Origin of the sequence: Streptomyces sp. TN58 (genome assembly GCF_001941845.1) — a bacterium.
GTDB lineage: Bacteria > Actinomycetota > Actinomycetes > Streptomycetales > Streptomycetaceae > Streptomyces.
The window spans coordinates 4,680,041-4,696,624 of record NZ_CP018870.1 but is presented as its reverse complement, the minus strand read 5'-3'; the positions used below and the strand labels follow the sequence as shown (position 1 = coordinate 4,696,624).

Here is a 16,584-nt window from a genome sequence, read left to right as displayed (position 1 = left end):
CGTCCGGCGGCCCGCGGTCGTACGAAAGAGCGCCGCCCCGCAGCCGAGTCGGCTGCGGGGCGGCGCTCTTGTGTTCAGTTCCCGGTGTGCTCACCCAGGATCGGCGGGTCCGGCGGCTTGGGGCCGCCGGTCTTGGTGGCGGTGGGCGTCGGGGACGTCGTACCGCTGGGCGTCGGGCCCGTCTTGGTCGCGGTGGGCGTCGGCGACGTCGTCGGGGACTGCGTCGGGCTGGTGGTGGCGGCCGGCGGGCTGGAGGACGGGCTCGCCGAGGCCGACGGCGAGGTGCTGCGGGAGGGCGCCTGCACGGCGCCCATGTCGGCCTCGGTCAGCTGGAACTTGCCGGTGTTCGCACCCTTGAGGGCGGCCAGGGTGTACGCCCTCCAGATGGAGGCGGGGAAGCTGGAGCCACCCGCGCGGCCGAGGCCGGCGGTACCGGTCAGGGTGACCTGGCTGTGGCTGTTGGGGTCCTCGCCGAACATCGCGACGACGGTGACCAGCTCGGGGGTGTAGCCGGTGAACCAGGCCGCCACGTTGGACTCGGTGGTGCCGGTCTTGCCGCCCGCCTCGTAGGCGCTGCTGCGGACCTTGTTGCCGGAGCCGCCCTCGTCCTCGACGACGCCCTGGAGCACCTTGGTGACGGTGTCGGCGGTCTTGCGGCTGATGGCCTGGCTGCCCACGCCCTCCTGGGGGGTGAACTCGCGGTCCTTGTGCTCGGCCTTCTTGATGATGGTCGGCGTGACCTTCTTGCCGTGGTTGTCGAAGGTGGCGTAGACGCCGGCCATCTCCACGGTGTTCGCGCTCATGGTGCCGAGGGCCATGGCCGGCTTGTCCTCCGGCCAGCCCTCGCGGTCCTGCATGCCGAGCTCCAGGGCCGTCTTCTTCACGTTGGGCGGCTTCACGTCCACGATCATCTGCGCGTAGACGGAGTTCACCGAGAAGTTGGTCGCCTCCTGGACCGTCATCATCGGGTTGCCGTAGTTCGTGTTGTCCTGGTTCTGCGGGGCGAACGGGATCTTGCTGCCGACGACCGGGCGCTTGCTCGTGCCGTCGTAGAGGGCGTTCGGGGTGATCGGCTTGCCGTCCTGGGTGTTGGAGGCGTTCTCCAGGGCGGAGGCGAGCACGATCGGCTTGAAGGTCGAGCCGGGCTGGTAGTCGGTGCGCAGGGCGTTGCTCGCCGACTTCTGCTCCAGGCCCACACCGCCGTACATCGCGACGATGGCGCCGGTCTTCGGGTCCACGGAGGTGGCTCCGGCCTGGACGCTCTGGTCCTGCGGCCGGCCCTTGGTGTCCTTGCGGTCGAGCTTGGACTCCAGCTCGTCCTGGACGGCCTTCTCCAGCGCCGCCTGCTTGGCCTTGTCGACGTTGAGCGTGATGTTCCAGCCGCCCGCCGTGATCATGGCGTCGGTGATGTTCTGCTTGTTCAGCTCGTCGTTGGCGGCCTGGACCAGGTAGCCCTTCTGGCCGTCCATGCCGGGGCGGGGCTTGGGCTTGATGGGTTCCGGCAGGGTCATCGTCTTGCGCTTGGCCTCGTCCAGCTCGCCCATCTCGACCATGTTGTCGAGGACGGCGTTGAAGCGGATGTTGACCAGCCGCCTGCCGTTCGGGCCGGCGGTCGCCAGGTCGTACTGGCTGGGGGCCTGGATGACGGCGGCCAGGTAGGCGCCCTGCTCCAGCGTGAGCTGTCCGGCGTCGACGCCGTAGAAGGCCTGGGCCGCGGCCTGGATGCCGTAGGCGTTGCGGCCGTAGAAGTTGGTGTTCAGGTAGCCGACGAGGATGTCGTTCTTCTCCATGCGCTGGTCGACCTTGAGGGCGATCACCAGCTCCCTGAGCTTGCGCGTGGGCGACTGGTCCTGCGTCAGGTAGTAGTTCTTGACGTACTGCTGGGTGATCGTGGAGCCGCCGGCCGTGCCCTTGCCGCGGACCGTGTTGAACAGGCCGCGGGCCACGCCCATCACGTCGATGCCGTCGTCCTGGTAGAAGGACTTGTTCTCGATGGCGATGAACGCCGTGCGGACCTCCGGCGGGATCTTGTCGATGCTGACGATCTCGCGGTTCATCTCGCCGGTGCGCGCCATGATCGAGCCGTCGGACCACCGGTAGGTGTTGCTCTGGAGGGTCGCCTGCTTGTTCGGGTCGGTGGGTTCGTCCACCGAGAAGTAGAGGGCGACCGCCGCGGCCATGAGGAGCAGGATCATTCCGAAGAACGTGCCCAGGATCTTCTTCCAGGTGAAGAAGCGGCGTATGCCGGCGCGTTTGCCGGTACCCCCGCTCCCTTCGGCGCCCTTCGCGCGTCCGCTCGGCGCCCGCCGCGCACCGCGCTGCTGCGCCTTACGCACTTCTGCTCGGCCCATCGCTCCCGCTCCGCTCGATTACCCCCCCGACGTCAACTCAGAAAGCTAACACCGCAGGCTGTGACAAACTTTGGCTAATCCGGACCAATTCCGGTCATTTCGGACGTGAGAATCAGCACCCACATCACAGGAACCGACGCTCAGATAAGCGGATGGGTTGCCATTGCGCAAAAAAGTGATATCACTTTGCTAGGCGACCCGATCGGTCGCGTGCAGAGAAACGGGGCGAACCATGACGAACCACATTGCCACTCCGGACGGAGTAAGGGAGTTCACCGCTCGCAGCGTGGGCGGCGGGCTCGCGCTGCTGCTCGGCCTGGTCGGCCTGCTGGCGGGCGCGGGACTGGTGGTGGCCGGCGCGGCGGCGGGCACGACCGGCGCCAAGGTGGCGCTGATCGCGGTCGGCGTACTCCTCGGCCTCGGCTCCGTGATCGCGATGAGCGGCCTCAACACGGTGGCGCCGGGTGAGGCCCGCGTCGTCCAGCTCTTCGGCCGCTACCGCGGCACCATCCGCACCGACGGCCTGCGTTGGGTCAACCCGCTGACCTCGCGGGAGAAGATCTCCACCCGGGTGCGCAACCACGAGACGGCCGTCCTGAAGGTCAACGACGCCTACGGCAACCCGATCGAGCTGGCGGCGGTCGTGGTCTGGCGGGTCGAGGACACCGCGCGCGCCGTCTTCGAGGTCGAGGACTTCACCGAGTTCGTCGAGACGCAGACCGAGGCCGCGGTCCGGCACATCGCGATCGAGTACCCGTACGACGCGCACGAGGAGGGCGGCCTGTCGCTGCGGGGGAACGCCGAGGAGATCACCGAGAAGCTCGCGGTCGAACTGCACGCCCGCGTGGAGGCCGCCGGGGTGCAGATCATCGAGTCGCGCTTCACGCATCTCGCGTACGCTCCTGAGATCGCCTCCGCGATGCTCCAGCGCCAGCAGGCCGGCGCGGTCGTGGCGGCCCGCAAGCAGATCGTGGAAGGCGCGGTGGGCATGGTCGAGCTCGCCCTGACCCGTCTGGCGGAGGAGGACATCGTGGACCTCGACTCGGAGCGCAAGGCGGCCATGGTCTCGAACCTGATGGTCGTGCTGTGCGGCGACCGCGCCGCCCAGCCGGTGGTCAACACGGGCACCCTCTACCAGTGAGCCCCTCCGGCGAGGAGAAGCCGACGGGCCGGCAGGCGCGCAAGCAGGTGCTCCTGCGGCTCGACCCGCAGGTGTACGACGCGCTGGCCCGCTGGGCGGGAGAAGAGCTGCGCAGCGCCAACGCGCAGATCGAGTTCCTGCTCCGCCGGGCCCTCGCCGAGGCCGGCCGGCTCCCCTCCGCGACCGGCCCCCTTCCCCGCCGGGGCCGGCCGCCGAAGTCCTCGGACTGAGCGCCGGGGCCGACTCCCCGACCGGCCGCCGCTCCCGTGCCCACGCACGGGAGCGGCTTGCGCGTGTCCACCCCTCCCCCAGTGCGGGCTTCTCGCTCCACGAGCTCTATACACTCCGCGTATACACACGATGTATAGTCGGCGGCATGTCCATCGGTCACACCCTCCTTGGCCTCCTGGAGGCCGGCCCGCGCCATGGTTACGACCTGAAGCGGGCCTTCGACGAGAAGTTCGGCCACGACCGCCCCCTCGCCTACGGACAGGTCTACTCGACCATGTCCCGCCTCCTGAAGAACGGCCTCGTCGAGGTCGAGGGCATTGAGGCGGGCGGCGGCCCCGACCGCAAGCGGTACTCCATCACCGACGCCGGGATCACCGACGTCGAGGCCTGGCTCGCCCAGCCGGAGAAGCCGGAGCCGTACCTGCACTCCACCCTCTACACCAAGGTCGTCCTCGCCCTGCTCACCGGCCGCCGCGCCGACGAACTGCTGGACACCCAGCGGGCCGAGCACCTGCGCCTCATGCGCATCCTCACCCAGCGCAAGCGCAAGGGCGACATCGCCGACCAGCTCGTCTGCGACCACGCGCTGTTCCACCTCGAAGCGGACCTGCGGTGGCTGGAGCTCACCGCGGCCCGGCTCGACCAGCTCGCACGGGAGGTACGCCGATGAACGCCCCGGCCGGCTCCCTGCTCACCGCCACGGACCTGCGCAAGGCCTACGGGACCACCCACGCCCTGGACGGCGCCGGGTTCTCCATCCACCCGGGCGAGGTCGTCGCCGTCATGGGTCCCTCCGGCTCCGGCAAGTCCACCCTGCTGCACTGCCTCGCCGGGATCGTTCCGCCCGACTCGGGCTCCGTCACCTACGCCGGCCGCGAGCTCACCTCCCTGAGCGACGCCGAGCGCAGCGCCCTTCGCCGTACCGAGTTCGGCTTCGTCTTCCAGTTCGGCCGGCTCGTACCCGAACTGACCTGCGTGGAGAACGTCGCCCTCCCGCTGCGCCTGACCGGCGTCAGGCGCAAGGAGGCCGAACGCACCGCCCTGCACTGGATGGAGCAGCTCCAGGTGGAGGACCTGGGCGCCAAGCGGCCCGGCGAGATATCCGGCGGCCAGGGGCAGCGCGTGGCCGTCGCCCGCGCCCTCGTCACCGGCCCCCGGGTCGTCTTCGCCGACGAGCCGACCGGAGCCCTCGACTCCCTCAACGGCGAACTCGTCATGCAGCTGCTCACGGAGACCGCCCGGTCCGCGAACGCCGCCGTCGTCCTCGTCACGCACGAGACGCGCGTGGCCGCCTACTCCGACCGCGAGATCGTCGTACGCGACGGGAAGTCCCGCGACATGGAGCCGGTCGTATGAGCCGGCTCCAGGTATGGACCCGCGACCTCGCCATGGGCACCCGCTTCGCCTTCGGAGGCGGCCGCGAGGGCTGGATCCGCACCCTGTTCACCGGGGTCGGCGTCGGTCTCGGCGTCGCGCTGCTGCTGATCAGCACCGCGATCCCCGGAGCCCTCACCGCACGCTACGAGCGCGGCGACGCGCGGTCGACCTACGACTCCGGGCGGGCCGACGCCCCCGGGCTCGACACCCTGCTCATCGCCCGGGTCAGCCAGACGTATCGCGGCAAGGACATCGAGGGGTACGCGATGCGGGCCGAGGGCCCGAGTGCCCCGCTGCCGCCCGGTCTGAAGAGGATCCCCGGGGCCGGCGAGATGGCCGTCTCCCCCGCCCTGGGCGAGCTGCTCAAGTCCTCCGAGGGCGCCCTGCTGCGCGAGCGGCTCGACGGCCCGGTCACCGAGACCATCGGTGATCCGGGGCTCGTCGGGCCCGGCGAACTGTTCTTCTACCTGGGCAGCGACAGCCTCGCCAAGGACAGCCCCGGCGACTTCCGCGTCAGCCGCGTGACCGGCTTCGGCTACGAGGCGGACCGCGAAGGACTCGACCCCGTGCTCATGCTGATGGTCGTCCTGACGTTCGTCGCCCTGCTGATGCCCATAGCCGTGTTCATCGCCACCGCCGTCCGCTTCGGCGGTGAGCGCCGCGACCGCAGGCTCGCGGCACTGCGGCTGGTCGGTGCCGACGGCATGATGGTCCGTCGGATCGCGGCCGGCGAGGCGCTGGCCGGCTCCCTGGTCGGACTGGTCCTGGGCACCGGCTTCTTCGCGGTCGGCCGGTCCCTGGTCGGCAGCGTCAGCCTCCGCCAGCGCAGCGTCTTCCCGGCGGACCTCGACCCGGCGCCGTGGCTGGCCGCCCTGGTCGCCGTCGCGGTGCCGGCGGCGGCGGTGGCCGTGACCCTCTTCGCGCTGCGCGGTGTGGTCATCGAGCCGCTGGGTGTCGTCCGCACGGCCAAGCCCGCTCGGCGCCGCATCTGGTGGCGGCTGCTGCTGCCGCTGGTCGGCGCCGGCCTGCTCCTCCCTCTGGGCGGTCGCGGCAACGACCAGGGCAGGTTCAACCAGTGGCAGGTCGGCGGCGGCGTACTGCTGATGCTGGTCGGGATCACCGTGCTGCTGCCGTGGCTGCTGGAACGCTTCGTCGGGAGGGTTTCCGGCGGTCCGGTCTCCTGGCAGCTGGCCATACGCCGGCTCCAGCTCGACAGCGGCGGCGCCGCCCGCCTCGTCAACGGAATCGCCGTGGCCGTCGCGGGCGCCATCGCCCTCCAGATGCTCTTCGCCGGCGTCGAGGGCGACTACACGACGCCGACCGGCCAGGACCCCGGCAGGGCCGCCGTCTCGGTCATGCTGCACGGCGACGACGGGCACACCATGGCCGGCCTCGCACAGCGGATCTCCGCCGTGCCGGGCGTGACCCGCGCGGTCCCGCTGACCTCCGCGCAGGCGGCCCCACGGGTGCCTGCGGAGGGGGAGACGGTCCGGTTGACCATCGGCACCTGCGACGCACTCCGCGAGGTCGCGACGCTCGACTCGTGCGAGGACGGCGACGCTTTCGTCCTGACCGGCGCCGCCACGGATGTGTTCGGGGCCGCGGCCAAGCCAGGTGACGAGCTGTTCGTCGGCGACGTGAACCAGTACGAGCCCGCTACGGCCGACCACCGCACTCCCGTGAAGTGGACGGTTCCGGCGGCCGCCCGCGCGGTCCCCGCCAGGGAGGACCCCGCCGGCGAGCTGCGCAGCGGCCTGCTGGTGACCCCGTCGGCCGCCCCGAAGGGGCTCGGCGACTACCCGGACGCGCGGATCTTCGTACAGGTCGACGAGTCCGGTCCGGACGCCCTGGACCGGGCGCGCACGGCCGTCTTCAAGACGGACCCGCTCGTCGCGACGATGACGCTGCGGGACACCGCGCAGACCGTCGGCTTCTCCGCGATCCGCACGGGCCTGTTCTTCGGCGCCGCGGCCGTGCTGGTCCTGATCGGCGCCAGCCTGTTCGTCTCGCAGCTGGAGCAGTTGCGAGAGCGCCGGCGGCTGCTCTGCGCCCTGGTCGCCTTCGGTACCAGGCGCTCCACGCTGAGCCTGTCGGTGCTGTGGCAGACGGCCGTGCCGATCGTGCTGGGCCTGGTGCTGGCGACCTTCGTGGGCACCGGGCTGGGCGCCGTCCTGATGGGGATGGCCGCCCACCCGATCCGGATCGACTGGCCGTCGGTCCTCGCGATGACCGGGGTCGGTGCGGGCGTCGTCGCCGCCGTGACGCTGCTCAGCCTGCCGCCGCTGCTGCGGCTGATGCGCCCGGACGGGCTGCGCACGGAGTGACCCGGTACGCCTGCTCCCCGGTCACCGTACTAGGTCCTGTCTGGAGTTCGGATCAGGAGTTCAGTAGATCGCCTGCGCGCGGAGGCTCGGTCTTGATAGACCGTCAGTCATGGCGCGAGGCGATCTCACCGACGAGCAGTGGGCCCTGATCGAGCCCCATCTGCCGATTGCCGCGGTTGGGCCCATCCCTGACCTGCGGAAGCACTTCAACGCGGTGATGTGGCGGTTCCGGACCGGTAGCCCCTGGCGTGACCTTCCGGGCGAGTTCGGGCCCTGGCAGAGCGCGTACGACCGCTTCCAGATCTGGGCGACGCAGGGCGTCTTCCAGCACCTCATGCAGGCAGTGATCGCCGAGGCCGCCACCCGCGGCCAGGCCGACTTGGGCCTGGTCAGCGTGGACTCGGCGACCGCCCGGGCCCACCATCACGCCGCCGGAATGGCCTTGGACCCCGAGCAGTTGGCGGCCTTGGAGATGGTCGTCGAGGTCGAAAAGGGGGCGAGGCGACTGGGCAAAGGCCGCAGGACGGACAGGTCGAGGATGAGGCGCGCATCGAGCGGCGACGGGCCCGTCGGCGACACAGGGCCCGCTTGAAAGCCGCCGAGCTGGGGCGTTCCCGAGGCGGGCTGACCAGCAAGATCCATGTGGCAGCCGACCGGCGCTGCCGCCCGCTTGCGTTCGTCCTCACGCCCGGGCAGGCCGGCGACAGCCCGCAGTTCGCCCCGGTCCTGGAGCGGGTCAAGGTACGCGGCCCGATCGGGCGTCCGCGGACCCGGCCGGACGCGGTGGCCGCGGACAAGGCGTACTCGTCCCGGCGCAACCGCCGCTACCTGCGACGACGCGGTATCCGAGCGGTGATCCCGGAGAAGGTCGACCAGGCCGCGAACCGCAAGAAGCGTGGCAGCGTCGGCGGTCGGCCGGTCTCGCACGACACGGCGCTCTACAAGGAGCGCAACACCGTGGAACGGTGCATCAACCGACTGCGGAACTGGCGCGGTATCGCTACCCGGTACGACAAGACCCCGAAGAGCTACGAGGCCGGACTGCACCTGTGCGGTGCGATGCTCTGGCTCCGCAGCATCGCACCACACTCATGATCCGGACTCCAGACAGGACCTAGTCGGTGGGCCACACGGGGAGCGGGCGTACGGCTTCGCGCAGGGCGGCGGCGATCGCCTCGAACTCCTCCTGGCGGGCGGTGCCCGTACGCATGGCCAGGGCGATCCGCCGCGTGGGGGCGGGCTCGGCGAAGCAGCCGGTGGACAGGTACTCGTTGCGGGCGGTCTCCAGGCGCAGCGCGGTGCGCGGCAGCAGGGTCACCCCGAGGCCGCCGGCGACGAGCTGTACGAGCGTGGACAGGCCGGCGGCGGTCGTCGTGACGTCCGCCCCGGTGGTCCGCCCGGCCTCCCGGCAGATGTCGAGGGCCTGGTCCCGCAGGCAGTGGCCCTCGTCCAGCAACAGCAGCTGCAGGTCGCGCAGTTCGTCGAGCGGGATGTCCCGGCGGCCGGCCAGCGGGTGTTCGCGGGGGGCGAGGAGGACGAAGTCCTCGTCGAAGAGGGGCAGTTCGGTGACGCCGGGGACGCCGAGCGGGACCGCCAGCAGGAGCAGGTCCAGGCGGCCGGCGGCCAGCCCTTCCAGCAGCGAGCCGGTCTGCTCCTCGTGCACCTGGAGGTCCATCCGGGGGTAGCGGCGGTGGAAGAGTCCGAGCACGGTCGGCAGGAGGTACGGCGCCACGGTGGGGATCACCCCGAGCCGCAGTATCCCGGTGAAGGGGGCGCGGACCGCCTCGGCCTCCTCCAGCAGTCCGCCGACGGCGTCGAGCACCACCTGCGCCCGGGCGGCGATCCGTTCGCCCGCCGGGGAGAGGAGCACCTTGCGGGTGGTGCGCTCCAGCAGCTGCACGCCCAGGGCCTCCTCCAGCGCGGAGACGGCGCCGGAGAGCGCGGGCTGGCTCATGCCGATGGCCGCGGCCGCGTCGCGGAAGTGCAGGTGCTCCGCGACGGCCGCGAACGCGCGCAGCTGAGCGAGCGTCGGTTGCTTCGCTCCCCTGTTACCGACAGCCACTGATAGGTACCTCCGATCACCCGCATCAAGACTAGCTATTTCCATAATCAATGCTGGTTGTGCCAGCATGTGAGACACGTCCAACCCCATCGGAAAGCCCCCAAAAGGGGTCATTTCCCATTGAACAAGGAGAGCGCGTGCTCACTGTTGGTGACAAGTTCCCCGCCTTCGACCTGACCGCCTGTGTCTCGCTCGACGCCGGTGCCGAGTTCGCGCAGATCGACCACAAGACCTACGAGGGCAAGTGGAAGGTCATCTTCGCGTGGCCTCTGGACTTCACCTTCGTGTGCCCGACGGAGATCGCCGCCTTCGGCAAGCTGAACGACGAGTTCGCCGACCGCGACGCGCAGGTCCTCGGTTTCTCCCTCGACTCCGAGTACGTGCACCACGCCTGGCGCAAGGACCACGCCGACCTGCGTGACCTGCCCTTCCCGATGATGTCGGACATCAAGCGCGAGCTCTCCGCCGAGCTGGGCATCCTCGGCGAGGACGGCCTGCCGATGCGCGCCGTGTTCGTCGTCGACCCGAACAACGAGATCCAGTTCTCGATGGTGACCGCCGGTTCCGTGGGCCGTAACCCCAAGGAGGTCCTGCGGGTCCTCGACGCCCTGCAGACCGACGAGCTGTGCCCCTGCAACTGGAACAAGGGCGACGCCACGATCGACGCCGGCGCGCTGCTGGCCGGTGAGTGACGGATGTCCCTCGACTCCCTGAAGGCGTCGGTCCCGGACTTCGCCAAGGACCTGAAGCTGAACCTCGGTTCGGTCATAGGCAACAGCGACCTCCCGCAGCAGCAGCTGTGGGGCACGGTCCTGTCCTGCGCGATCGCCGCCCGCTCCCCGCGCGTCCTGCGTGAGCTGGAGCCCGAGGCGAAGGCGAACCTCTCGCCGGAGGCGTACACCGCCGCCAAGTCCGCCGCCGCGGTCATGGCGATGAACAACGTCTTCTACCGCACGCGGCACCTGCTCTCCGACCCGGAGTACGGCACGCTGCGCGCCGGCCTGCGGATGAACGTCATCGGCAATCCGGGCGTGGAGAAGGTCGACTTCGAGCTGTGGTCGCTCGCGGTCTCCGCGATCAACGGCTGCGGCCAGTGCCTGGACTCGCACGAGCAGGTCCTGCGCAAGGCCGGCGTCGACCGCGAGACGATCCAGGAGGCCTTCAAGATCGCCTCGGTGATCCAGGCCGTCGCGGTCACCCTCGACGCCGAGGCCGCCCTCGCCGGCGAGTAGCGGCAACCCGTACAGCGCGAGGGCCCCGCGACCGGTTTCCGGTCGCGGGGCCCTTGCGTCGCTCGTCAGTCCTTCCGGAGCGCGGCCATCAACGCCCGCATGTCCTCGACGGCGGCGGCCGTCAGGGCGTCCTGGTCGGGCTGCGCCTCCCCCTTCTCCGGGGGGCCCGCCTCCTCGCTCCGGGTGAAGAACATCGTGTCGAAGGTGAACACGGCGCCTCCGTCACGGACGCGCAGCCGAAGATCGCCGCCGCGGCCGGACGAGCCGACCAGCGCCTGCTCGCCGAGGCCGGGCACCTCCTCCCACTGGAGGTCGTTGCCGAACATCCGGTCGGAAGGCGCGCCCAGCCCGAACTCGGGCGCCGGGTCGGACACCTTGTGCAGTTCCACCATGGCCACCACGATGTAGCCTCCCGGCCCGTCCTTGGTGTCGCCGTCGCGGGTGCACGCCGCCCAGTCCAGGGCGGGCGCACGGCCCGCCTTGCGCGGGGTGGACTCCGTGAACGGTCCCAGCGCCTTCGTGAGGGCCGATCCCTTGAACGGCTCGCACAGGTCGTCCGGGACCGTGTACCGGGCCTCCGGCGCCGCCTGGGCCAGCCGGTCGCCGAAGGCGTACAGTCCGCCCGCCCACAGTGCGGACGTGACGACGACGGTCGCCGCGACCCACCACCACGGCCGGTCCGGCCGCCGCTCGCGCACCGCCTCGTCCTGGGCGACCTCCGTCGGGCGCGCCGACTCCCACACCCCGTCGAGCTCGGGCTCGCTGATCATCCGTGTCCTCTACTTCTTCAATGCGGTCATCAGCTCGCGGGCGTCCTCGGCCATCGCCGCCCGGAGCACGGCGGTGTCGGCCGGGGTCTTCGGCTCGTTGCCGGAGGCCCGGAGCGTGAACACCGCACCGCCGTGCAGCACTTTGAGCTCGGCCGACGTCTCCTGGGGGCCCACGAGGAACAGGGCGCGTTCACCGATTCCCCGGACCTCCTCCGTGCGTCCCGCACCCGTCTCCGAAGGGTGCCAGGCCGGCGGTACGTCGAACTCGGGGCCGGGATCGGTCCTCCTGTGCAGGTCGACCTGCGCCGTCACGTGGAGCGTGGACACGCTCTCCCCGTTCTGCAGCGAGCAGGACGCCCGGTGCACGGCCGGGCGGTCGTCCTGCCGGTTCACCGGCCGGTAGCGGTGCAGGTCCCCCGCGATGCGGCTGAGCTTCCGCGCCGCGAAGTCCTGGCACAAGTTCTCCGTGGCCCGGTAGGAGAGGTCCGGCGCGGCGAGCCGGTCCCCCCAGGCGTACAGTCCGCCCGCCCACACCGCGGAAGCGAGCGCGGCGCCGCCCAGTGCCCACCACCACGGCCGTCGCGCCCGCGCCCCGGTGGCCTCCCGGCCGCTCGGTGGCGGTAACGCCGTCTGCTCCGCCGGCTGCGCGGGGCGGGTCTCCCCCGCACCGTCGAGCTCCGGATCGCTGATCATGGCTTCCCCCCGGTCGTTGGACACCCGAACGCCTCGATCATGGCAGCCCCGGTCGCTGAGACGTTCGGGTCCGGTGGTGCGCGATTCGGACAGTCGCGGCCCGGCCGGACCGGACCAGGCCGCTCCGGGCCGCTCCGGGCCGCTCCGGGCCTGACCTACGGGCGGGTGTACTCCTCGTCGTCGTCGGGCCCCACGCCCAGGGCCGTGGCGCCGTGCGGCGCGGGGCCTACCATCCCGGCCCCGAGGTGGTGCTGGTCCCGGGAGTACGCCTTCAGGTACCCGACCACCGTGTTGGTGACGGCCACCAGCGGAACGGCGACCACCGCCCCTCCGATACCCGCGATCATCCCGCCGGCGGCCACCGCCAGGACCACCGCGAGCGGGTGGACCCGTACCGCCCGGCCGAGGATGAAGGGCTGGAGCACATGCCCTTCGATCTGCTGCACCGCCAGGACCACCAGCAGCGCCATCAGGGCGGTGAACACGCCCTGGGTCACGAGCGCCACGACCACGGCGAGGGCGCCCGAGATCACCGCGCCGACCAGTGGGATGAAGGCGAACAGGAAGATGAAGACGGCCAGCGGTACCGCCATCGGCACGTCCAGGAAGTAGAGCCCCAGGCCGATGAAGATGGCGTCGATGAGGGCGACGATGACCGTGCCGCGGACGTACGCGGTCAGCGTGCGCCAGGCGCGCGGGCCGGCGCCGGCGACTCCGGCGCGGGCGCCGGCCGGGACCAGGCCGAGCGCCCAGTTCCAGATGCGCTTGCCGTCGTAGAGCAGGAAGAGCGTCGAGAACATCGCGAGCAGGATGCCCGTGAGGATCTCGACGAGGACCGTCACGCCCTGGAGCCCGGCGGAGGTGATCTGCTCGGTGTTGGTGCCGATCGTTTCGCTGAGGTTCTTCGCGATGTCGTTGATCTGCTTCTCGGTCACGTGGAACGGACTGTCCAGTGCCCAGAGTTTGAGCTCGTTGATGCCGTCGCGGACACGGTCGGAGAGGTCGTCGAGGTTGTCCATCACCTGCCAGACGACGAACCAGCCGACGAGCCCGATGACGACGAAGCCGAGGACGGCCGTGACCGCCGTGGCGAGGCCGCGCGGCAGGCCCAGCCGGCGCAGCCGGACGACGAAGGGCTGGAGCATCGCGGTGACGAGCATGGCGGCGGCGAAGGCGAGGACGACCAGGCGGACTTCGCTGATGACCTTCATCAGCACCCAGAGCATCCCGGCGAGCAGCAACAGCCGCCAGCTGGCCTCGGCGGCAACGCGCATGCCCCACGGGATGACGCTCGCCGGGTCGGGCCGCGCGGGGCGCTCGTAGCGCACCGCGGCGGCCGTGCGGCCCTCCGTCGGGGCGTCGGAGGGCTCGGCGGGCGCGGGCGCCCCCTGGGCCGTGCCGGCCGGCCGTGAGCGCCCGGGCAGGTCGTCTCCGGCCTCGGCCTCGACTTCGGCGCGCCGCGCGTTGAGCCGCGCCTCCATCGCGTTCAGCCTGTTGCCCAGCCGGCCGAGCCAGCCTTCTCTCTTCGCCATGTCAGCTTCCTTCCCCCGCCCCCCGGTCTGCGGGCACACCCCGTTGACCGTACACGCGCGCAGCCCCGCACCGTACGACGGTGCGGGGCTGCGCGGGGACGAGCTGGGCGCCGCGGTGCGGCGGCGGCCGTCAGTACCAGCCGTTGGCCTGGTGGAAGGTCCACGCGGCGCAGGGGCTGCCGTAGCGGTCTTCCATGTAGTTCAGGCCCCACTTGATCTGCGTGGCGGGGTTGGTGCGCCAGTCCGCGCCGGCCGAGGCCATCTTCGACCCGGGGAGCGCCTGGACCAGGCCGTAGGCCCCGGAGGACTTGTTCACGGCCAGGTAGTTCCAGGTGGATTCCTGGTTGATGATCTTCGAGAAGCACTGGAACTGGCCGGCCGGGACCATCTGCTGGGCGATGGCCTTGACCTGGGCGACCGTGTAGGAGCTCTGGACGGCGAAGTCGCCGGCGTCACGGGCGGCGGAACGGCTGGCGACTTCCTTCGCCTCGCGTTCCTTCTTCGCCTTCTCGTCGGCGGCCTTCTGCGCCTCGGCCTTCTTGGACTTGGCGTCCTCGGCGGCCTGGAGGCGGGCGGCTTCCTCCGCCGAACGCTTGGCGTCGGCGTCGGCGGCGTGCGCGATGGTGTCGGCCTGCTGCGTCAGGGCGCCCTGGACCTGCGCCTGGTCGCCGACCGGGATGTCTGCGAGGAGGGTCGCCCCGGACGCGGTCGTTTCGAGATCGTTCGTGGGGTCGCCGGTGGCAACGCCCACGACTGCGCCGACGGTGGTGACCGCGGTGGCCGAAGCCACTGCGAACCCCCGGACCGAGATCCGGCTCACACGGTGTCCTTCCAGCAGCGTCCGCAGTGACCGCGCGGGCGCAAAAGTGCCCTCGACTCTGGCCTCCGTGGTTCTACGGTCACTGGAGGCGCGGGCCCGTGGGCAACTCCCCTGCGGGGGCTGCCGCGTGAAACTCCGGGCGGCATACGGCCATCGGCTGTGGAGTTGTGGTGCTGCGCGTACCTCACGGGAGATACAGGTGTGCCGTATGCGGGGCCTGACGGAAACCAGACTCTGCCGGACCTCGGCGCCGCAAGGCAATTCTCCACTGAGTGGGAAAGGTCACACCTGGCATGAGGCCGTCGATTTCCCCAAAGGGCTGTGCAGCACGACGCCGCCCGGCTAGGCTCTGGGACCTTTGCCGGGCGGCGTCAACTCGCCTTCCCACTATGCCTTTTATGACCGTTTTTCGACCGCCCCGGAGAGCGGCGTCACGGGCTCACCAGGGTCAGAGGGTCTCCAGCATCTCGGTGACCAGGGCGGCGATCGGGGAGCGCTCGGACCGCGTCAGCGTGACGTGCGCGAAGAGCGGATGCCCCTTCAGCTTCTCGACCACGGCGACGACTCCGTCGTACCGGCCGACCCGCAGGTTGTCCCGCTGGGCGACGTCGTGGGTCAGAACGACCCGCGAATTCGCGCCGATCCGGGACAGAACGGTCAACAGGACGTTCCGTTCCAGCGACTGCGCCTCGTCCACGATCACGAAGGCGTCGTGGAGCGAGCGGCCCCGGATGTGCGTCAGCGGCAGGACTTCCAGCATCCCGCGGTTCAGCACCTCCTCGATGACCTCGCGGCCCGCGACCGAGGAGAGCGTGTCGAAGACCGCCTGCGCCCAGGGGCTCATCTTCTCGGAGGCGTCACCGGGTAGGTAGCCGAGGTCCTGGCCGCCCACCGCGTACAGCGGCCGGAAGACCATCACCTTCTGGTGCTGCCTGCGCTCCAGCACCGCCTCCAGGCCGGCGCAGAGCGCCAGCGCGGACTTGCCGGTACCGGCCCGGCCGCCCATGGAGATGATCCCGATCTCGGGGTCGAGCAGCAGGTCCAGCGCGATGCGCTGCTCGGCGCTGCGCCCGTGCAGCCCGAAGGCGTCGCGGTCGCCCCGTACGAGCTTGACGTTGCCGTCCGCGGTGACCCGGCCCAGGGCCTTGCCGCGCTCGGACTGCAGGACCAGTCCGGTGTGCACGGGCAGTTCCGCGGCCTCCGGGACGTAGAGCCGCTCCTCCGAGTAGAGGAGGTCGACCTGCTCGCCGGAGAGGCCGATCTCGCTCATGCCGGTCCAGCCGCCGTCGGTGATGGCGAGTTCCGCGCGGTACTCCTCCGCGATCAGCCCCACGGAGGAGGCCTTGATGCGCAGCGGGAGATCCTTCGAGACGACCGTGACGTCGTAGCCCTCGGCCTGGAGGTTGCGGGCGACGGCGAGGATGCGCGAGTCGTTGTCCCCCAGCCGGAAGCCGGCGGGCAGGACGCCCGGGTCGGAGTGGTTGAGCTCGACGCGCAGCGTGCCGCCCAGATCGCCCAGCGGGATGGGTGCGTCGAGGCGACCGTTGCGAACCCGGAAGTCGTCGAGCAGGCGCAGGGCCTGGCGCGCGAAGTAGCCGAGTTCGGGATGGTGCCTCTTTGCCTCCAGCTCGGTGATCACCACGATCGGGAGCACGACCTCGTGCTCGTCGAAGCGGGAGATCGCGTTGGGGTCTGCCAGCAGGACGCTGGTGTCGAGGACGTAGGTCCGCCTGTCTGACAGGCGGCGCTTAGTGCTGGTCACCACGGAAGGACGTACCCCCTCGGAAGAGGTCGGGCCATGAAGACCGGACCGGTCATCGGCACCCATGCCAGGGCCGATTTCCGGCCCTCCACTGCGTCCGTGCGAACCGCACGTGCGTCCTGGTGCAAAGGGCCTCCCGGGCGGACGGCCCCATGCCGTCCGCTGAGACTCGACACCCGTGGATCGGGCATCGACCTGAAAGGGATATTCCCCGAACAGGCCAGGACATGCCATGGCATATGACGGACGCTCGGTGAATCCCTGGTGAAGGCTTCGGGGGGAGGGGGCG

15 protein-coding genes are annotated in these 16,584 nt (G+C 70.7%); 8 read left to right on the top strand and 7 right to left on the bottom strand.

What is annotated here, in order from left to right:
- Positions 1 to 74: 74 nt before the first annotated feature.
- Positions 75 to 2,351, bottom strand: coding sequence for a transglycosylase domain-containing protein (locus BSL84_RS21475; RefSeq protein ID WP_075970943.1), 2,277 nt, complete (start codon positions 2,349 to 2,351; stop codon positions 75 to 77).
- A gap of 232 nt (positions 2,352 to 2,583) precedes the next feature.
- On the opposite strand from BSL84_RS21475, the gene BSL84_RS21470 reads away from it, so the two are divergent.
- The 6 genes from BSL84_RS21470 (at position 2,584) to BSL84_RS34845 (ending at position 8,519) form a co-directional block, all read left to right on the top strand.
- On the top strand, positions 2,584 to 3,492 hold the full coding sequence (locus BSL84_RS21470) for an SPFH domain-containing protein (protein ID WP_075970942.1): 909 nt from the start codon (positions 2,584 to 2,586) through the stop codon (positions 3,490 to 3,492).
- Positions 3,489 to 3,722 carry a hypothetical protein gene (locus BSL84_RS21465; protein WP_030027248.1) on the top strand — a complete coding sequence of 78 codons (234 nt, stop codon included), beginning with the start codon at positions 3,489 to 3,491 and terminating at the stop codon, positions 3,720 to 3,722. Before BSL84_RS21470 ends, BSL84_RS21465 begins: the two co-directional genes overlap by 4 nt.
- Before the next feature lie 146 nt (positions 3,723 to 3,868).
- On the top strand, positions 3,869 to 4,393 hold the full coding sequence (locus BSL84_RS21460) for a PadR family transcriptional regulator (protein WP_030027247.1): 525 nt from the start codon (positions 3,869 to 3,871) through the stop codon (positions 4,391 to 4,393).
- Positions 4,390 to 5,079 (top strand): ABC transporter ATP-binding protein, encoded by a 690-nt coding sequence (locus tag BSL84_RS21455; protein ID WP_030027246.1) that lies wholly within the window; start codon positions 4,390 to 4,392, stop codon positions 5,077 to 5,079. Before BSL84_RS21460 ends, BSL84_RS21455 begins: the two co-directional genes overlap by 4 nt.
- A complete protein-coding gene (locus BSL84_RS21450; RefSeq protein WP_030027245.1) occupies positions 5,076 to 7,424 on the top strand; it encodes an FtsX-like permease family protein in 2,349 nt (782 codons plus the stop codon). The genes BSL84_RS21455 and BSL84_RS21450 overlap by 4 nt, the downstream gene beginning before the upstream one ends.
- Positions 7,425 to 7,533: 109 nt before the next feature.
- Positions 7,534 to 8,519, top strand: a protein-coding gene (locus tag BSL84_RS34845; RefSeq protein WP_420711141.1) for an IS5 family transposase whose coding sequence is annotated in 2 segments (ribosomal slippage) — positions 7,534 to 7,935 and positions 7,938 to 8,519 — 984 coding nt in all. Because the reading frame shifts where the segments join, the coding sequence is not laid out codon by codon here.
- Positions 8,520 to 8,538: 19 nt separating this feature from the next.
- Here the strand turns inward: BSL84_RS34845 and BSL84_RS21435 are convergent.
- Positions 8,539 to 9,531, bottom strand: a complete 993-nt coding sequence (locus BSL84_RS21435) for a hydrogen peroxide-inducible genes activator (protein WP_420711144.1) — start codon at positions 9,529 to 9,531, stop codon at positions 8,539 to 8,541.
- Positions 9,532 to 9,623: 92 nt separating this feature from the next.
- On the opposite strand from BSL84_RS21435, the gene BSL84_RS21430 reads away from it, so the two are divergent.
- Positions 9,624 to 10,178 (top strand): peroxiredoxin, encoded by a 555-nt coding sequence (locus tag BSL84_RS21430; RefSeq protein ID WP_030027243.1) that lies wholly within the window; start codon positions 9,624 to 9,626, stop codon positions 10,176 to 10,178.
- Between the two features lie 3 nt (positions 10,179 to 10,181).
- On the top strand, positions 10,182 to 10,718 hold the full coding sequence (locus BSL84_RS21425) for an alkyl hydroperoxide reductase (protein WP_030027242.1): 537 nt from the start codon (positions 10,182 to 10,184) through the stop codon (positions 10,716 to 10,718).
- A gap of 65 nt (positions 10,719 to 10,783) precedes the next feature.
- Here BSL84_RS21425 and BSL84_RS21420 read toward each other — a convergent pair whose 3' ends face one another.
- The 5 genes from BSL84_RS21420 to BSL84_RS21400 all read right to left on the bottom strand — a co-directional run bounded on the left by BSL84_RS21420 (position 10,784) and on the right by BSL84_RS21400 (position 16,298).
- Entirely contained in the window at positions 10,784 to 11,488 is a 705-nt protein-coding gene (locus BSL84_RS21420) for a hypothetical protein (RefSeq protein ID WP_075970940.1), read from the bottom strand.
- 9 nt (positions 11,489 to 11,497) lie between these two features.
- On the bottom strand, positions 11,498 to 12,181 hold the full coding sequence (locus BSL84_RS21415) for a hypothetical protein (protein WP_159393542.1): 684 nt from the start codon (positions 12,179 to 12,181) through the stop codon (positions 11,498 to 11,500).
- A 155-nt stretch (positions 12,182 to 12,336) separates the two neighbouring features.
- The gene (locus tag BSL84_RS21410; RefSeq protein ID WP_075970938.1) at positions 12,337 to 13,713 is read right to left on the bottom strand and encodes an AI-2E family transporter; all 1,377 of its coding nucleotides are present in this window, start codon (positions 13,711 to 13,713) and stop codon (positions 12,337 to 12,339) included.
- Positions 13,714 to 13,843: 130 nt separating this feature from the next.
- On the bottom strand, positions 13,844 to 14,533 hold the full coding sequence (locus BSL84_RS21405; protein WP_030029711.1) for a transglycosylase SLT domain-containing protein: 690 nt from the start codon (positions 14,531 to 14,533) through the stop codon (positions 13,844 to 13,846).
- Between the two features lie 448 nt (positions 14,534 to 14,981).
- On the bottom strand, positions 14,982 to 16,298 hold the full coding sequence (locus BSL84_RS21400) for a PhoH family protein (protein ID WP_030029710.1): 1,317 nt from the start codon (positions 16,296 to 16,298) through the stop codon (positions 14,982 to 14,984).
- Positions 16,299 to 16,584: the final 286 nt, after the last annotated feature.